The 18242-nt window shown below is 46.0% G+C and carries 17 protein-coding genes; 13 read left to right on the forward strand and 4 right to left on the reverse strand.

The window, feature by feature from the left end:
* The first annotated feature begins 201 nt into the window (after window positions 1-201).
* From ppiB to LDO51_RS01170, 5 genes are all read left to right on the forward strand, one after another.
* On the forward strand, window positions 202-696 hold the full coding sequence (ppiB, locus tag LDO51_RS01150; RefSeq protein WP_006659258.1) for a peptidylprolyl isomerase B: 495 nt from the start codon (window positions 202-204) through the stop codon (window positions 694-696).
* Window positions 697-707: 11 nt separating this feature from the next.
* The gene (gene lpxH, locus LDO51_RS01155; protein ID WP_225576054.1) at window positions 708-1430 is read left to right on the forward strand and encodes a UDP-2,3-diacylglucosamine diphosphatase; all 723 of its coding nucleotides are present in this window, start codon (window positions 708-710) and stop codon (window positions 1428-1430) included.
* Between the two features lie 186 nt (window positions 1431-1616).
* Window positions 1617-2132 carry a 5-(carboxyamino)imidazole ribonucleotide mutase gene (gene purE / locus LDO51_RS01160; RefSeq protein WP_225576055.1) on the forward strand — a complete coding sequence of 172 codons (516 nt, stop codon included), beginning with the start codon at window positions 1617-1619 and terminating at the stop codon, window positions 2130-2132.
* Window positions 2132-3217, forward strand: coding sequence for a 5-(carboxyamino)imidazole ribonucleotide synthase (gene purK / locus LDO51_RS01165; protein ID WP_225576056.1), 1086 nt, complete (start codon window positions 2132-2134; stop codon window positions 3215-3217). Before purE ends, purK begins: the two co-directional genes overlap by 1 nt.
* Before the next feature lie 110 nt (window positions 3218-3327).
* A complete protein-coding gene (locus tag LDO51_RS01170; protein WP_225576057.1) occupies window positions 3328-4581 on the forward strand; it encodes a CynX/NimT family MFS transporter in 1254 nt (417 codons plus the stop codon).
* 108 nt (window positions 4582-4689) lie between these two features.
* Here the strand turns inward: LDO51_RS01170 and LDO51_RS01175 are convergent, their stop codons facing one another.
* From LDO51_RS01175 to ybbA, 3 genes are all read right to left on the reverse strand, one after another.
* Entirely contained in the window at window positions 4690-6069 is a 1380-nt protein-coding gene (locus LDO51_RS01175; protein WP_225576058.1) for an esterase-like activity of phytase family protein, read from the reverse strand.
* A 232-nt stretch (window positions 6070-6301) separates the two neighbouring features.
* Window positions 6302-8749: a putative ABC transporter permease subunit YbbP gene (gene ybbP, locus LDO51_RS01180; RefSeq protein WP_225576059.1), complete on the reverse strand. Its 2448-nt coding sequence runs from the start codon at window positions 8747-8749 to the stop codon at window positions 6302-6304.
* A complete protein-coding gene (ybbA, locus tag LDO51_RS01185) occupies window positions 8746-9432 on the reverse strand; it encodes a putative ABC transporter ATP-binding protein YbbA (protein WP_225576060.1) in 687 nt (228 codons plus the stop codon). Before ybbA ends, ybbP begins: the two co-directional genes overlap by 4 nt.
* Between ybbA and tesA the strand changes: the two genes are divergently transcribed.
* The 5 genes from tesA to LDO51_RS01210 all read left to right on the forward strand — a co-directional run bounded on the left by tesA (window position 9400) and on the right by LDO51_RS01210 (window position 13296).
* Window positions 9400-10035, forward strand: coding sequence for a multifunctional acyl-CoA thioesterase I/protease I/lysophospholipase L1 (gene tesA, locus LDO51_RS01190; protein WP_225576061.1), 636 nt, complete (start codon window positions 9400-9402; stop codon window positions 10033-10035). The two genes, ybbA and tesA, sit on opposite strands and share 33 nt — an antisense overlap.
* Before the next feature lie 114 nt (window positions 10036-10149).
* On the forward strand, window positions 10150-10935 hold the full coding sequence (locus LDO51_RS01195) for an SDR family oxidoreductase (protein ID WP_225576062.1): 786 nt from the start codon (window positions 10150-10152) through the stop codon (window positions 10933-10935).
* Between the two features lie 63 nt (window positions 10936-10998).
* On the forward strand, window positions 10999-11856 hold the full coding sequence (locus LDO51_RS01200) for a co-chaperone YbbN (protein ID WP_154602450.1): 858 nt from the start codon (window positions 10999-11001) through the stop codon (window positions 11854-11856).
* 13 nt (window positions 11857-11869) lie between these two features.
* Window positions 11870-12820, forward strand: a complete 951-nt coding sequence (locus LDO51_RS01205; RefSeq protein ID WP_225576063.1) for an SPFH domain-containing protein — start codon at window positions 11870-11872, stop codon at window positions 12818-12820.
* A complete protein-coding gene (locus LDO51_RS01210; protein ID WP_225576064.1) occupies window positions 12817-13296 on the forward strand; it encodes an NfeD family protein in 480 nt (159 codons plus the stop codon). Before LDO51_RS01205 ends, LDO51_RS01210 begins: the two co-directional genes overlap by 4 nt.
* Here the strand turns inward: LDO51_RS01210 and cueR are convergent.
* Complete coding sequence (cueR, locus tag LDO51_RS01215) at window positions 13250-13660, reverse strand: Cu(I)-responsive transcriptional regulator (RefSeq protein WP_225576065.1); 411 nt, start codon at window positions 13658-13660, stop codon at window positions 13250-13252. The genes LDO51_RS01210 and cueR overlap by 47 nt on opposite strands.
* A 117-nt stretch (window positions 13661-13777) precedes the next feature.
* Between cueR and copA the strand changes: the two genes are divergently transcribed.
* From copA to LDO51_RS01230, 3 genes are all read left to right on the forward strand, one after another.
* Complete coding sequence (gene copA, locus LDO51_RS01220; RefSeq protein ID WP_225576066.1) at window positions 13778-16516, forward strand: copper-exporting P-type ATPase CopA; 2739 nt, start codon at window positions 13778-13780, stop codon at window positions 16514-16516.
* A gap of 145 nt (window positions 16517-16661) precedes the next feature.
* Window positions 16662-17234 carry an HdeD family acid-resistance protein gene (locus LDO51_RS01225; protein ID WP_036952163.1) on the forward strand — a complete coding sequence of 191 codons (573 nt, stop codon included), beginning with the start codon at window positions 16662-16664 and terminating at the stop codon, window positions 17232-17234.
* 171 nt (window positions 17235-17405) lie between these two features.
* Window positions 17406-18212, forward strand: a complete 807-nt coding sequence (locus LDO51_RS01230) for a TraB/GumN family protein (RefSeq protein ID WP_225576067.1) — start codon at window positions 17406-17408, stop codon at window positions 18210-18212.
* Window positions 18213-18242 lie beyond the last annotated feature (30 nt).

An 18242-nucleotide genomic window follows, 5' to 3' on the forward strand; every position in this document is an offset into this window, starting at 1 on the left:
ACGGTATTGAATCGCGATCACCCGAAGAAAGCAAGGTTAGCACCTGACTTTATCGCCTTATTTATTCGGCCATTGTTATGGGATAACCTATTTTACAAACACACTGTCGCTTCAAGTCAGGTTTTATCTGTGATATAAACTTGCTGATCTCAACGCTTTCGCAAGTTAGCGCATAAAAAACAATTATTCAGGATAGCTATTATGGTTACATTTCATACCAATCACGGTGACATCGTTATCAAAACTTTCGCAGACAAAGCACCTGTCACTGTCGAAAACTTTTTAACTTACTGCCGCGAAGGTTTCTACAATAATACCATTTTCCACCGTGTTATTAACGGCTTCATGATCCAAGGCGGTGGTTTTGAGCCGGGCATGAATCAAAAAGACACTAAAGCGCCTATCAAGAACGAAGCTAATAACGGACTGAAAAACAGCCGCGGTACATTAGCAATGGCTCGTACTAACGATCCACACTCAGCAACAGCACAATTCTTCATCAACGTCGCTGACAATGACTTCTTAAACTTCCGTTCAGAGCGCCCAGATGGTTGGGGTTACTGCGTATTTGCTGAAGTCGTTGAAGGCATGGACGTTGTTGACAAAATCAAAGGCGTTTCTACAGGTCGCAGTGGTTTCCACCAAGACGTACCTCGCGAAGACGTTGTGATTGAAAAAGTGACTGTCAGCGAGTAATCCCTGAATTTATGTCCACTTATATCATTGCAGATTTGCATTTAAGTGAAGATGAACCGGCGATCACCGCCGGTTTTCTTTCCTTTATTGAACAGCAGGCCATCCACGCCGATAGCCTGTATATTCTCGGTGATTTTTTCAATTATTGGATTGGCGACGATGATAATACCCCTTTGCATCAGCAAGTGTCTCAAGCCCTAAAACAACTGAGTGAACGCGGTATTCCTTGCTATTTCATTCATGGCAATCGCGATTTTTTATTGGGTCAACGTTATGCAAAACAGTGTGGCATGACCATTTTGCCCCAAGAAACCTTACTTGAGCTCTATGACCAGCGTATTTTAATTATGCACGGTGATACGTTATGCACCGACGATGCCGCTTATCAGAACTACCGTAAAAAAGTCCATACACCTTGGATCCAGCGAGTATTTTTACTTCTACCACTCTTTATTCGCCGCCGCATTGCACAAAAAATGCGTCGCAATAGCCAATATGCCAGCAGCATGAAATCCGAAGCCATTATGGACGTCAATTCTGACGCAGTGATTGATGCCTTAAACCGACATCAAGCACAATGGATGATCCACGGACATACCCATCGACCAGCTATCCACGAGATTAATCTTGGTGGCCAACTTCATTTTCGTGGAGTCTTAGGCGCCTGGCACAGCGAAGGCTCCGCCTTTGTTATCAACGAAAACGGCATTGAGCTTATTTTCTTTCCTTTTTAACATTATTTCCTTTTTACAATTCCTATCTTGATAAAGACACACAGGTAAATTGTGGGTCATCAACACGACCGTTTGCTTATTTTATAATCACGCAAACGTTTTCCTTACCCGATTACCGTGATATGATCGGGGCAATTCACATTCCCACCCTTAGGGTGATATTTTTCAATACAGGGATCACACCAAATGACTGCCCAAGTTCCTGCTCAATCTGCGGCAAAAATCGCCATTGTTATGGGTTCTAAAAGTGATTGGACAACCATGCAGCATGCCGCTGACGTGCTGACCGAACTGCAACTGCCTTTCCATGTTGAGATTGTTTCCGCCCACCGTACGCCAGACAAACTGTTTTCCTTTGCTGAAAATGCCAAACAAAATGGTTTTGAAGTGATCATCGCTGGTGCCGGTGGTGCAGCCCATTTACCGGGAATGTTAGCCGCAAAAACGCTAGTCCCCGTTCTTGGCGTCCCAGTTCAGAGCGCGGCATTAAGTGGTGTCGATAGCCTGTATTCTATCGTTCAAATGCCAAAAGGTATTCCAGTTGGTACACTCGCGATTGGTAAAGCGGGCTCAGCTAACGCCGCACTGTTAGCCGCACAAATTTTAGCGGCTCATGATAGTGAGCTATACAATCGCTTATCCGCATGGCGTGAAGCACAAACCAACGACGTATTAAATAACCCAGATCCGAGGGAAGCGTAATGAAACCGGTTTGTGTCCTTGGGAATGGTCAATTAGGCCGCATGCTGCGCCAAGCAGGCGAACCACTGGGTATTTCTGTCTTTCCTGTTGGATTAGATGCAGAGCCTGAAGCCGTTCCTTATCAGCAAAGTGTGATCACCGCTGAAATTGAGCGCTGGCCTGAAACCCCATTAACCAAAGAATTAGCACGTCATAATGCGTTTATTAACCGTGATATTTTTCCACGGCTAGCTGACCGCTTCCCACAAAAAAGCCTGTTCGATTCGTTAAATTTATCGACGGCGCCTTGGGCACGATTAGAATCTCCAGACCAATGGCCAGAATTATTCGCCACTCTGGGTGATTTTTTGATAGTGAAACGCAGAACGGGTGGCTACGACGGTCGTGGTCAATGGCGTGTTCGCCCCGGTGATGAACAAGCGCTCCCGGCAGAAATTTACGGTGAATGCATTGTCGAGCAAGGGATCCCATTTGATGCGGAAGTCTCCGTGATTGGTGCCCGTAGCCAATCTGGTGGATCCGTGTTCTACCCAATCACCCATAATCTTCATCAAGAAGGGATTTTACGCACCAGTGTCGCCTTCCCTGATGCAAACCCTGTCCAGCAGCAACAAGCACAGGCGATGCTCAGTGCCGTGATGGATGAATTAGGGTATGTTGGTGTGATGGCAATGGAGTGTTTTGTGGTTGGCGATAAACTGCTGATCAACGAAATCGCCCCTCGCGTTCATAATAGTGGGCATTGGACTCAAAACGGCGCTTCCATTAGCCAATTTGAGCTTCATTTACGCGCAATTTTAAATTTACCGATGCCAACGCCAGAAGTTTTCAGCCCTGCGGTGATGGTCAATTTAATTGGAACGGATGTTAACCAAGAATGGTTAAATCTGCCTTTAGTCCATTTACATTGGTATGAGAAAGAAGTGCGCCCAGTCCGTAAAGTGGGTCACCTAAACCTGACCCATAGCGATGTCCATCAACTCGAAAATACCCTAGATAATTTGATCCCTATGTTACCAAATGAGTATAAAAGTGGCATTGAGTGGGCAAAAACAAAATTAGGCTGGTACTCTCGCCAAAAATAGGGAAAATAGCGCTATTCGTGCCTGAAATTAATATTTCGGGCATTGTGCTATTTTTGCCCTACTCCTCTTGTGAGTGATGACTAACTCACTAGGGCGCCACTGGAGTGTATATGCCAGAAACACAAGCCTCACCATTTAGCCCATTATACCAATGGTCAATTCTTATTCTCCTCGGACTGGTCTACTTCCTTGCTACCGCCACTACTTTCACCTCATTAGGCGTCGTATTACCGAGCATGATCGGCGAATTAAAATGGAGTTGGACTGAGGCAGGCTTCGGTTTTACATTACTCGGTTTAACCTGCGGTTTAGCGAGCTTTCTACCTTCATTGCTAATCCGTAAAGTCGGTGTTCGCCTCACGTTACTTTTAGGTATGCTTGTGTTCTGCTCTGGCTTTTATAGCCTCTATTCCACCGAAGCAATCAGCACCTATTTCTTAGGCACCGCCTTGATTGGCATCGGATTTACACTCTTAGCGACCGTTCCGGGCACCTATGTACTTTCTCGCCTATTTGAAAAACAATCTCTGGCATTTGGCTTATACTTCACGATTGGTGGATTAGGCGGCGTTGCGGGTCCTTGGATTTACTTCTACGCATCGAATCAATTAGGTTCTTGGCGGATGCACTGGGTATTATGTGCAGTTTATCTTAGCATCGTCACCATCATCACTATCTTGGCATTATGTGAAGGGAAAAAAGAACAAGATCACGCCAAGAAAGTAATGCAAAAACAAGTCAGTCATGCGAGTAAACCTATTTATCGTACCTCAGAGGTTTGGACAGTTCGCCGCGCATTACGCACTTGGCAGTTCTATTTAATTGCTGCGACTTATACCTCTTTTTTATGGTGCGGTATTACAGTAAACAGTTTTGCAGTGGCACACATTGAAGAGCGTGGATTTGGTATGACCATCGCGGTTTCTTTGCTGAGTACCATGGCATTTGTGAATGCATTTTCGCGCTTCTTAGGGGGCGCTGCGGGTGAATGGCTGGAGCCTAAACGCTTACTGATTGGTAGCCTAATTATCATGGTGCTTGGCGTAATAGCGCTGAGTATCTCCACATCATGGTTCTGGCTGATTTTGTTCGTGATTTGTGTAGGTGTCGGCTACGGTATGACCTTCTTAGCGTCCAGTGTTTTACTGTCTAATTATTTTGGTCGCGGACCTTATTTAGAGTTATTCTCCGTCGTCAATTTAATCTCAACAATTGCCTGCTTGGCGCCATTTATCGCAGGTGCAATTAAGGATATTACAGGCAGTTTTACCCCTGCATTCTTAACCATTGCCGCTCCGGTTATCGTGATCCTATTTTTTACTTTAATGATGAAGCCTCCGGCTTTAGAGGTAAAAAAAGATTAACCCCTAAACAGAAAAAAGCTCGGGGGTAACCCGAGCGAATATCAAACCAAGGGAAAAACAAGGATCCATTTACACATTCGACTTCTTACCCGTACAACCGATGACGAATTACTTCAATAACTCAGGTACTTTCAGCAAGATAAATTCATTATCATCCGCTTGATTGGGTTCACGACTGGAAGAGAACGGGTAGTTATTATCGTTACCGACGATAATATGTTCATTATCCACCACATCCACGTTCTCAATCGTGAAGAATGGGAAAGTAAATACCCCATCATTTAGCGGTTTTCTGGCTAGCTTGTTAGGGTCTTGGATGTTCATTAAGTCAACATAGGCTTGCTTATCCACTGCTCCACCTGCATTTTTATCCGAAAACTCAATGCGATAAACACGTTTGAATTTCGCTAAGTTGCTAAAGCAGTTTTCTTTGTTTGTGGCGCCTTCCGCACACGCTTTATCCGCAGTACCTTCGCCATTATCACGTTCGATAATCAAACCGTGAGTGTCATCAATCAGGTTAAAATCACCGATGGCATTTTGATTATCTTCAAACACATATAACCAACTGCTCCCAGTCCAATCTTGCTTTTTCACATCAAATTCAAGAATACGCGCCGCTTTTTTGCCGTTCACATTCTCATAATCTTGTTTATCTTCTTGCCACAAAGCCCCTTCCAGCATCGGATAAAGTTTGGATCCATCCGGCGATGATGCCATCCCCTCAAAACCTTTTGAGCGATTGACTTGGAAAGTCACTTTATCCGCAGGTTTGCCCGGCGTTGTCAGTGTATAGTGGTCAGGGGAAACAACTTTCTTGCCTTCAACTTGCGTTTCAAATAGCGCCAAAACCTTGCCATCTAAATCCATTTTGATGAGATAAGGTCCAAATTCATCTCCCACCCACAAGGCTCCATCGGCAAATTGAAAACTTTCTGGATCAAAGTCACTGCCTGTTAAGTAACGCTGCTCACTGCTTTCGTTAATAATATGAAAAGGGATAATTTTATTGGGGTCGTGGAAAAAAATTGTTTTCAGCGGGTTGGCTTTTCCCGTTTTAAAATCAATATCATATTGAGTTAAATAGAGCATAGAATCAGGGGAATTCATTTTATTCCCAAAACCGTTATCAGTGAGCACCCAGTAAGTACCATCATCCATACGTTTGATACCCGAATGACCTTGTAACGGCTGCCCCTTGATTGGCACAAACTTGCCCGTTGGACGCCCATCGGATTTTCCCTCTACTTTACTCAGTGTATCAACACGGGTTCCTGTGGTGTATTTACCACTGTGTTGCATATCCGAAGGTGCATTTTCCGGCGTTGATACTGTCGCATCCACCGATAAAATGGCATGCCCTGCAAGTGTGGCGGGTACTTGTTTCTGTGAAATTTGTTGAGCGGCCCCTGCGGTGCTAAATGAGAGTAAACCAATTAATAAAGAAAGGGATGTTAGTTTGAAAGTTATTGGTGTAAGGCCAACCATTGTTATTTTCCTATTTCATACCGTCAATAATTGATAGGCGAATAATAACCATGGTGAATGAAGCTTTTGTGAAGGATTAGAGACAGTTAGTTTAACCATTCGTACTAACAAAATAATATTTATTTGATGTCGGATACATTAACTTAAAAAATTTATAAAATGAAACTCAAGCATCCGATTTTCATTTTTAAATTGAATAGCCACCTTCGTGGCTATTCAACTTTTGATAAATTTAACCGTTCGATAATCGACGATGCTGATTGCCAGTGCCGAGTAACCTCAGTCCCAGCCAACCGCCACACACCGATAACAAGAACCCAGCACAGAGCGGCAATAACACCCACAGGCGCCATTCTGGCTGCCACGGGAAATCAAATACCTTAGTTTGCAGTAACCATAGCGCGACTTCAGCCCCAAATGCCGCGGCAAGCCCTGCCATTCCACCAAGTAAGGCAAATTCACTCCATAAAGTACGGCGCATCAGTTTTTTGCTCGCGCCAAGGGTGCGATACACCACCAGCTCACGCTCTCGTTGGCTCATCCCCACTTGAATCTGTGCGAGTAACAATAATAAGCCACAGAAAATCACCAAGACCACCATCACTTCTAAAGCTTGGCTGACCTGTTGTAAAATTTGCTGAATTTGCGTGATGATAGCGCCTGTATCCAATACATTAATGGTTGGATACTGATGACTCAGCTGGGTTAACAACTGCCCATCACCATCATAATGGAAGCTACTCAACCACGTTTCCGGCATTGGTGATAACGTTTCTTCCGCAAAAATAAAGTAGAAATTTGGGCGCAAACTTTCCCAATCCACTTTACGAATACTGCTCACTTTTGCTGTGAAAATCTGCGATCCGGCATTGAACGTCAATTTATCGCCGATTTTTAGCCCTAACTCTTTAACGACGGTTTGCTCAATGGAAACTTCCCCCGCTTTTGGTGGCCAACTCCCTTGCTCTAACTCGTTCGCAGGCGGCAATGTGGATTGCCAGGTTAAGCTAAGCTCTCGCCTAACCGTGTTATTATTAGGATCGCGCGCATCCGCCCACTCCATCGCAGACTGGTCATTAATTTCCGATAAACGCGCTAACACAACCGGATTAAATTCCGTTGGTGTGACTTGGTACTGCTTTAAAAGCTGCGTGACAGGATCAAGCTGAGACTGACTCATATTGATCAGAAAATAATTCGGGCTATCCGCAGGCAGCTGCTGTTGCCAGCGATCTAAAAGATCCCCTCGAACCAAAATCAACAACGCCAACAACATAAATGACAGTGAAAACGCACTCATCTGCGTGATAGTTTGTAATGGTTGGCGCAATAAGCGACTCACTGATAAACGCAGACTTAGCTGGCGAAACTGTATTTTTTTCAGCAACCACAGCCCTAACCAACCAATCAATGCTAAAAGCACCGCTACCACGACAATCCCCAGCAAAATTGACCATAATAGTGGATTGACTCCCGCAAACAGGAATAACCCGCCGACCACAATCAGCGTAACCACAGGCAGATAATAATACAGCGGCCAAATTGGTGATTTAGCATCTTCCCGTAACACTCGAGAAGGCTGGGTTCCCATTAATTGGTAGTAAGGACGGATCCCCACAATAATCGCGATGATAAATAATGTTGCCACCGCCCATATCCACGGCCAAAAACTGGCGCTCGGCAAGGCTTTAGGTAACATCGCCGACAGTATCTGCATTAAAATGCCTTCAAAAGCCAGCCCCAGCAAGGAACCTAATAATGCCGCAGCGACTAAAATCACTAACCACTGGCCGATAATCCACTTGCGTAGCGCACTTCGGTCTGCCCCCAAGGTCTTCAATACCGCTATCAGTTGATGACGGCTTCGACAATAATGGGTCATCGACACCACCACCGCCGCAATCGCCAATAACAGCGTTAGCAACACCGATAACAGTAAAAACTGCTGAGCGCGCTTAAAGGTTTTTCCCACCGCACCGCTGTCATCATCCAAGGTATACCAGCGCTGATCGCTACGTAACTGAGCATCATATTTCTCTTTGAATGCATCAATCGCTTGGCGAGAACCCGCAAACATATCGCGATACGTTAAGCGGCTTCCGACTTGAATCGCCCCAGTTAATGGCGCATCCTCAATCGAGATCAACACCCTTGGCGCTATTTGGAACGGGTTAAAACCACTATCAGGTTCCTGAATTAGCGTCCCTGAAATCGTAAACGTCCCATCGCCGATATCAATCTGTTCGCCAACCTTTAAGTTCAGTAATTCCAATAAACGCGGGGCGACAAGAATATGCCCTTTAGTGGGTTTTAACCCCGCAGGTTCGGTGACTAAGTCACCGTATAGGGGATAACTCGCATCTGCCGCTTTCACTAACACTAACTGCGGGCGCCCCTCTTCATCAGCAGTAGAATACGCCATGGTCGAAAATGAAATCTGCTGGCTCAATGTCAGCCCGGCTTGCTGCGCCGCAGCTAGCCATACAGGCTCACTCGGATGGGATGAACGCAGCACCAAATCTCCCGCTAATAGCTCTTGGCTCTGGTAGCTCATACTATTTTCAATGCGATCGCTGATCCGCCCTAGCGCCAGCACGCAGGCGACTGCCAAGGTCAATGCTAGCCACACAATCAACAGAGACGGCGTTTTCCATTCACGCCAAAACCAGCGCCAAATCATGACTCTTCCCTCAACTGCCCATCCACTAACCGTAATCGACGTTGGCAACGAGCGGCTAACTCATTGTCATGGGTGACCAAAATCAACGTAGTACCGTGCTCTTTATTCATCGCGAATAACAAATCAGCGATTTTATCCCCCGTATGGCGATCAAGGTTCCCTGTAGGTTCGTCAGCAAATAAGATTTGTGGCTGACCATTAAACGCCCGTGCCAATGCCACGCGCTGCTGCTCACCACCCGAAAGCTGTGCTGGCATATGCTTTAAGCGATTTCCTAACCCTAAATCCGTCAGTAAGCTCACCGCCTGTTGATGACTTTTGGTTTCGGACTCACCGCGTAGCAATGAAGGTAATTGCACATTTTCAAGGGCGTTCAGCGTTGGTATTAACATAAAAGATTGGAAAACAAAGCCGACACTTTGCGCCCGTAATCGCGCCCGTGCTTCTTCGTCCATGGTCGTTAAGTCTTGGTCAAGCAACTTCACGGTTCCGCTAGTGCCATCATCCAACCCAGCAATAATACCTAACAAGGTGGATTTTCCTGACCCTGACTCACCAATTAAGGCAATTGTCTGACCAGACTCGACAATTAGCTCGACTCCTTGCAATATAGTCAGTTCATGTTCACCTTGACCAACACGTTTAATGAGATGATGAACTTCAAGAATATTTTGCGCCGACATATATTGGTTTTTCTCCTATTAGTCACCGCCAGTGGACAAACACTCGCGGCAACGAAACTATTAATTCTCGGTGATAGTCTTAGTGCAGGCTATCGAATACCCGCCGAGCAAGCTTGGGCAACATTACTTGCCGAACGTTGGCAAAAAAAATCGCCACCGATTTTAGTTATTAATGGCAGTATCAGTGGTAATACCGCCTCTCAAGGGTTAGAGCGTCTCCCCGCTCTCCTCGCTCAGCACAAACCTGATTGGGTGCTGATTGAGCTGGGAGCTAATGATGGTTTGCAAGGGCTATCTGTTGAACAGTTAGGTATAACATTACAACAGATTATTGACCAAATAGAGCAAAATGGTGCTAAACCGCTCTTAATGCAAATTCGTATACCGCCAAACTACGGCAAACGCTACACATCCAGCTTTGAAAAAATCTACCCAACGCTGGCTGAAAAAAATCACCTTCCGCTGATCCCATTTTTTATGGAAAGCGTGATCACCAAACCGGAATGGATCCAACCTGATGGTATTCATCCAACCGAGCAAGCCCAACCCACAATTGCGGATTTTATGGAAAAACAACTCGCACCCTATTTATTAGCTAAGTAAACGTTATCAGAAAAATCATCTCGGAAATTCTATTAATTGAATTTCCGAATCGTTTTAAATAAATCATAATGAACCAATATGATAGCGAAAATTCCGCCCAGAGTAGGTAAAGTTATGCAAAAAACGGTATTAGTGACAGGAGCGTCAAGTGGCATAGGATTGTGCGCTGCGCAGACTTTAAAACAGCGTGGTTATCGCGTGATTGCCACCTGCCGAAAACAGGCTGATATTGAACGATTACAATCACTTGGCTTCGAAACCGTGGCATTAGATTTAGATGACTCTGCCAGTGTTGAGGCTGCCGCTCAGCAGGTTCTGACGCTGTGTAATGGGAAACTTTTCGGATTATTCAATAACGCTGGATTCGGGGTATATGGCCCATTGAACACCGTGAGCCGCCAGCAATTGGAATCCCAATTCTCCAGTAATTTTTTCGGAGTTCACCAATTGACCTTCCTACTGCTTCCCGCCATGCTGCCGCACCATGAAGGTCGTATTGTGCAAACAAGCTCCGTGATGGGCATTATTTCAACGCCGGGTCGCGGAGCTTATGCCGCCAGTAAATACGCATTGGAAGCCTGGTCAGATGCATTACGTTTGGAGTTACAAGGCTCGGGTATTCACGTCAGCTTAATTGAGCCAGGTCCCATCCACAGTGCCTTTACCCAAAATGTGGCACAAACTCAGCAAGATAAGCCAGTTAAGAATCCGGGGATTGCCGCAAAATTTACGTTATATCCTGAAGATGTGGTCAAAAAATTGATTTTGGCATTAGAGAGTCCGCGTCCACGTGTGCGCTACTCTGTCACATTATTAACGGTTTTTGTGCGTATACTAAAACGTGTATTACCCGATAAGCTGATGGACAAAGTCCTCGCGGGCCAGGGCAAGAAAGATTGAAAAAACAGAACTAAGCCCCCATTTCATTGACATGATTAATAACGAATTTTAAAGAGACTCTTTATGTTAGCTAACGCACAAATTATTGATATTAACGAGACCAACCTACACCAGACCATCGAACAATCCATGAACATGCCTGTCATGTTCTACTTTTGGTCACCACGCAGCCCACAAAGCTTAGAATTCACCAGCATGTTAGAGCGTATTGCTCAAGACTACGCAGGGCTGTTTATCCTCGCCAAAGTTAACTGCGATGAAGAACAAATGATTGCCAGCCAGTTTGGCTTAAAAGGCGTTCCGACGGTTTATGTACTGCAAAATGGTCGCCCAGTTGATGGCTTCGAAGGTCCACAGCCTGAAGAGGCGGTGCTGCAAATACTCTCTCGCGTATTACCAAGCCCGGAAGAGTTAAAAGCCGCGCAAGCCGCTGAATTAGTGGCCGAAGGCAAACTTCAAGAAGCCCTACCATTACTGAAAGAAGCCAACCAGCTTGCACCTAAAAACAGCGATATCACGTTCTTACTAGCCGAAGTGCAAATTGGTCTACATTTAATTGATGATGCCGAAACCTTGTTAGCCACCGTGCCAATGCAAGATAAAGACAGCCGTTATCAAGGATTAGTGGCTCAAATTGAATTAACAAAACAAGCTGCGGATACCCCAGAAATTCAGCAATTAATAAAAGAATTCAATCAAGATCAAGAAAATACCACGTTAGCTGTTCAACTGGCGTTAAAGCTTCACGAAGTCAATCGCAATGAAGAAGCGTTAGACATGCTGCTCACTTTCTTGCGCAAAGACTTAAACGCAGGGGATGGCGCAATCAAAAAAACCATGATGGATATCATGTCAGCAATGGGAACAGGTGATGCACTTGCGAGCAAGTTCCGTCGCCAAGTTTATTCATTACTTTACTAGTTAAGGATTACCTATGGATTTGTTCGCTTCTGGTGCCATACCAATTATCATTCTTGTCGCTGTTGCCGTGGTCATCGTTACCACCTGCGTAAAAACGGTACCGCAAGGCTTCCAGTGGACGGTTGAACGCTTTGGGCGTTATACCCGCACTTTACAGCCGGGTTTACACCTTTTAGTGCCATTTATGGATAAAATTGGTCGCCGTATCAATATGATGGAGCAAGTCCTTGATATTCCATCCCAAGAAGTTATCTCTCGTGATAATGCCAACGTGACCATTGATGCAGTCTGCTTTATTCAAGTGATTGACCCAGTGCGTGCTGCGTATGAAGTCAGCAATTTAGAATTATCCGTTCTGAACCTGATCATGACCAACATCCGTACGGTCCTTGGGGCGATGGAGCTGGATGAAATGCTCTCCCAACGTGATTCTATCAATGGTCGCTTACTGCACGTGGTGGATGAAGCCACCAACCCGTGGGGCGTAAAAATCACCCGTATCGAAATTCGTGATGTCAAACCGCCAAAAGAGCTGGTCAGTGCAATGAACGCCCAGATGAAAGCAGAACGAACCAAACGTGCCGATATTCTGGAAGCGGAAGGTATTCGTCAAGCGGCTATCTTAAAAGCGGAAGGTGAAAAGCAGTCGCAAATTTTGAAAGCGGAAGGTGAACGTCAATCAGCCTTCTTACAAGCAGAAGCGCGTGAGCGAGCGGCTGAAGCGGAAGCCAAAGCGACTCAAATGGTTTCTGAAGCGATCGCCGCTGGTGATATGCAGGCTATCAACTACTTTGTGGCACAAAAATACACTGACGCCCTTACCAGCATTGGCTCAGCGGAAAATAGCAAAGTGATCATGATGCCATTAGAAGCCAGCAACTTAATGGGCGCGATTGGTGGGATCACTGAACTCATTGGCGAAAGCAAAAAAATGGGCGCAAACAAAAAGCAGGCTAAAGAATGATAGAGCTTATCAGCACTCAACCCGTCTGGTTTTGGCTATGTCTTGGGGGACTATTGCTGATTGCTGAGCTTCTTGGTACCGGTGGCTACCTATTATGGTCCGGCATTGCCGCCGTCACCGTTGGGGTGCTCACCTTTGCATTGCCATTCCTCAGTTGGGAATGGCAAGGTATCTTATTTGCGGTATTTACCGTCGTTTCTGCGATTTTATGGCGAAAATGGCTCAGCCACCGCAAAGCCAGCAGCGCCGATGATGTCAACCAAATCAGCCACCAGCTGGTTGGTATCAGGGCACGCTTGCTAACTGATACCGAAGAGGGGTTTAGCCGCGTGCGCCTCGCCGATGGCAGTTGGCGCGTTTATAGCGACATCCCTTTAAAAGCTGAGGCCGAAGTGGAAGTGATTGCGGTAGATGGAATAACCTTAAAAGTTAAACCTTACCATGATGACAACAGCCACGTGCCAGGTGGTCGATAATTGGACAATCTGCCCCTTCATCACCGGGGCAGACATCCACTAATTCTTGTAACGTATCGCGGATAGCCGACAGTTTTAAAATCGTCTGCTGAATTTCATCAATTTTCGCTATCGTCGCACTTTTCACATCTGCACTGTGGCGACTTGGATTACGAAATAATCCCAGCAATTCTCCGCACTCTTCCAGCGTAAACCCCACATCCTTGGCTTGCTTCAATAGCATCAGCTCATCGAGATGTCTGGCTTGGTAATAGCGATAACTATTATCCCCGCGTTCCGGTGGTGTGATCAGCCCTTTATCTTCATAAAAGCGAATTGCTTTGGCAGTCAGACCGGTTTTTTTGGCAATTTCACTAATATTCATAATTCCCCTTGACCTTCACCTTGTGGGAAGGTTTAACCTTAACTACATAGCGGATTATAGACTGATTTTGTGTACAAATTATAGCCCCTAATTATTGGAAGGCTCGGAGAATCAAAAATGAAAATAATTCTATCCTTACAAGGTTTGAGCTGCATGCATTGCGTCGGCTCCGTGACAAAAGCACTGCAAGCACGCCCTGATGTTGAATCGGTCAAGGTCACTATTGATTATGCTGTGATTGAAAGCAGCGCTAACGTCGAATCCCTCATTCAAACCATTGTCGATGCAGGTTATGAAGCCACTGAAGCTACTGCGCCAAATGTAGAATTGCAACTCTCTGGCTTAAACTGCATGAAATGCGCAGGGAAAACTCAGCAAGCATTAGAAGCCGTTGAAGGCGTTGCTGCCGCGGTTGTAGATACTCAACTAGCGAAAGTTTATGGCACTGCCTCTGCTGCCGATTTAATCGCAGCGGTAGAAGGCGCAGGATTCCACGCAGAACTTGCCCAAGAAGGTGCTAGCTCCCCAAAAACTGAGCCGCTGAAAACATCAATTGAACAGCCGGAAACGGGTTCAGCGGCAGTTTGTGATATTCCGGCACAAGAGTCTGACCTCGGCGAACAACCTGATATTGCTGTTACCGATGACAGCATTCAATTATTACTCGATGGCATGACCTGCGCCAGCTGCGTCAGCAAAGTACAAAAGGCACTTAATAGCGTACCTGGCGTGGAAAATGCGCGAGTGAACTTAGCGGAACGTAGTGCGTTAGTGACAGGAACCGCTAAGCCCGATGACCTCGTTGAAGCAGTCGTAAAAGCAGGTTATGGCGCTGAAATTATCCAAGATGAAGCGAAACGCCGTGAACGCCAGCAAGAAGTGGCTCAAGCGAATATGCGCCGCTTCCGTTGGCAATCTGCGCTTGCCCTTGCTTTAGGTGTACCCGTGATGATTTGGGGGATGATCGGCGACAACATGATGTTAAGCGCTGATAACCACAACATTTGGCTCACTATCGGGGTATTAACGCTGCTGGTGATGATTTTTGCGGGTGGGCATTTTTATCGCAGTGCATGGCAAAGCTTAAAAAATGGCAGCGCCACCATGGACACCTTGGTTGCCTTAGGTACTGGAGCGGCTTGGCTCTATTCGATTGTCGTCAATATTTGGCCTGAACTGTTCCCAGAACAAGCTCGCCATCTTTATTACGAAGCCAGCGCCATGATCATCGGTCTGATTAACTTAGGTCATGCCCTTGAGCAGCGCGCACGCCAGCGTTCCTCCAAAGCCTTAGAGCGGTTATTGGATTTAACGCCACCAACGGCCCGTGTTGTCACTGAGCAAGGGGAAGTCGATATGCCTCTCGCACAAGTGAAACAAGGTATGGTTTTACGCTTAACCACAGGGGATCGTGTCCCTGTCGATGGCGAAATCATTGAAGGCGAAGTGTGGCTGGATGAAGCGATGCTAACCGGTGAGCCCATCCCACAGCAAAAAAGCCGTGGCGATGCCGTGCACGCAGGAACGGTTGTACAAGATGGTACCGTGTTATTCCGCGCCGCCGCTGTGGGTAGCCAAACCACGTTAGCGCGTATTATTCATCTGGTTCGTCAAGCGCAAAGCAGCAAACCACAAATCGGGCAATTAGCTGACCGTATTTCGGCGGTATTTGTCCCTGTTGTGGTGGCTATCGCAGTGATTTCAGGGGCAATTTGGTATTTCGTGGGCCCCGCGCCACAAATTACCTACGCACTGGTTATCACGACCACGGTACTGATTATTGCCTGTCCGTGTGCCTTAGGTCTTGCAACGCCAATGTCGATTATATCCGGTGTCGGTCGCGCGGCGGAGTTTGGGGTATTGGTGCGTGATGCCGATGCCTTACAGCAAGCAAGTACGCTCGATACCATCGTCTTTGACAAAACGGGGACCTTAACTGAGGGGATGCCACAAGTTACCGATATTCACCTGTTCAACGGCTTTGATGAGTCACAAGCTCTGCAACTTGCTGCGTCCCTCGAAAGTGGCTCTAACCACCCACTGGCTCGTGCAATTGTTAGCCGTGCAAAAGGGCTGGATATTGTTGCCAATCAGCAATTTAGAACTTTAGCTGGATTAGGCGTCTCAGCGGTTGTTGAAGGTAAAACCGTTTTACTGGGCAATCAAAAACTGCTGACTGAAAACCAAATTGATACCCGTGAAATCGATGAAACGCTCCATCAGCAAGCGTCTCTTGGGGTCACGCCGGTGTTATTGGCGGTTGATGGTAAGATTGCGGCACTATTGTCTATTCGTGACCCATTACGTGAAGACAGTGTCAGCGCCCTCGCCCGTTTGCATAAACAAGGCTTCCGCTTAGTGATGCTCACAGGGGATAACCCTGTCACAGCCAAAGCGATCGCCAAAGAGGCCGGCATTGACGAAGTCATTGCAGGTGTGATGCCAGACGGAAAATCTGCGGCGATTGAAGCTTTGCAAGCCAAAGGTCATAAAGTAGCAATGGTGGGTGATGGTATTAACGATGCTCCCGCTCTCGCTCGCGCCGATGTAGGAATCGCCATGGGCGGCGGCAGTGATATTGCGATTGAAACTGCTTCAATTACCTTAATGCGCCAAAGCCTACACGGTGTTGCCGATGCAGTGTCTATCTCCAAAGGGACTCTGCGCAACATGAAACAGAACTTGTTTGGGGCCTTCGTGTATAACTCGTTAGGTATTCCGATTGCAGCCGGTATTTTATACCCAATTACGGGCACGTTATTGAACCCTGTTGTGGCAGGCGCAGCCATGGCGCTCTCTTCCATTACCGTGGTCAGCAACGCCAATCGCCTATTACGTTTCAAACCTGAAAAATAACCTTATCAAGCCACCTTTGCACCTTAAAAGGTGGCTTTTCCAACATTTTGACTCAACGCAATAAATCGCCCGAATACCTCAGTGACTTTATCATTCCTGTTCTATAATTAAGTGATTTTAATTATTTTCACTGTTTGAGGGTTCCATGTTAAATATTAATCGCGAAAAGCTCACCAACTTAGCCAATGGTGACGTGAAAAAGCAACGTAATATTTTGGCGGTTCTCGCCGTGTTATTACTGCTAGGTGGTATCGCCTGTTTAGCTAATCCGGTCGCCTCTGGTATTGCTGTCAGCGCTATTGTGGGTGTGTTATTAATCTTAAGTGGCGTCGGCGCCATCGTGAGCATCCTGAGCACCACTATCTATACGGGTTGGTCTCGTCTCTTTGGATTTGTCATCGGGATTATTTACTGCATCGTCGGTTATGCATTTATCAAAGAGCCTTTACAGGGCCTAATCGCCATGGCAATGGTGATTGCGGCATTATTTATTATTGGCGGGGTAATGCGCCTATATGCCGGTATCCAGCAAATTAAATCTGCGGGTGGTTGGATGCAGATTATTATCGGGGTTCTGGACTTCTTTATTGCTTACCTATTAATTGGCAATGGTCCGATTACCTCTATTGCGCTGTTAACCGCATTAATCGGTATCGAATTAATTTTCAGTGCATTCGGTTTATTCTCTCTATTAAGCCTATTAAAGCGTAAAGACTAATTTGCATAATTGACTCACGTAATATAATTAATAGCGCCTGATAATGAGGCGCTATTTTTTATATGCAATTCTTCTGTTTAGTAATAGACCGTATCGTGCGGTGTGATTCGCAAATTCCCACAAGATTGTTTACTCTGTTTATCTCAGTCGTTAAATCAGGATAAATATCAAATGGGAAAACTACTCGAAAACTTAAAAAGTTGGCTGCACCGAGGAGTCGCGCCAAATTACCCTTATCCTGCTATTGATGTACGGCTGTCTAGCCAGTTAAAACTGCACATTGTCGGCAGTATTCATATGGGAACCGAAAATATGTTTCCCTTATCCGCGACCTTGCTCGATAAAATCAACCTCGCAGATGGGCTGATTGTTGAAGCGGATATCACTCAAGCAAATTCCCCATTCCCTGCATCTACAGCCTTGATAGCGCCTATTTCACAGAGATTAACGGACGCCGAGTTTGCCCTGTTTTTGCAATACTGCCAAGAGATACGACTATCCCCAACTCAGTTTGACCATCTTCCTTCTTGGCAAGTCGCCCTGACTATGCAAGCCACTCAGGCGCAGTTATTGGGTTTACGGGGTCACTACGGGATTGACTACCAACTGATCCATAACGCGCAATCTCAAAATAAGCCCATCATTGAGCTAGAGGGTGTAGACTCCCAAGTGCAATTATTGCTCAATTTACCCGATGATGGCTTGCCATTATTGCAAGATACCTTAATCCATTGGCGTGCTAATGCCCGTTCCTTGCAAACTATGATTAGCTGGTGGCTGGATTTTCAACCAGAAAATTGCGTTACATTACCCAATACCTTTAGCGAAGGGGTTTATAATGTGTTGATGACCCAGCGTAATCAGGAATGGGCGAGCAAACTGAAAACCTTGCCAGCAGGTAATTATGTGGTCGCCGTAGGGGCACTGCATTTATTTGGGGAACAGAGCTTGATTGATTATTTACGAAACGATAATTGATCAAATCCAGTCATGAAAAAAGAAAAGGAA

This window comes from Providencia alcalifaciens (genome assembly GCF_020271745.1).
In the GTDB taxonomy this organism is placed as follows: domain Bacteria; phylum Pseudomonadota; class Gammaproteobacteria; order Enterobacterales; family Enterobacteriaceae; genus Providencia; species Providencia alcalifaciens_B.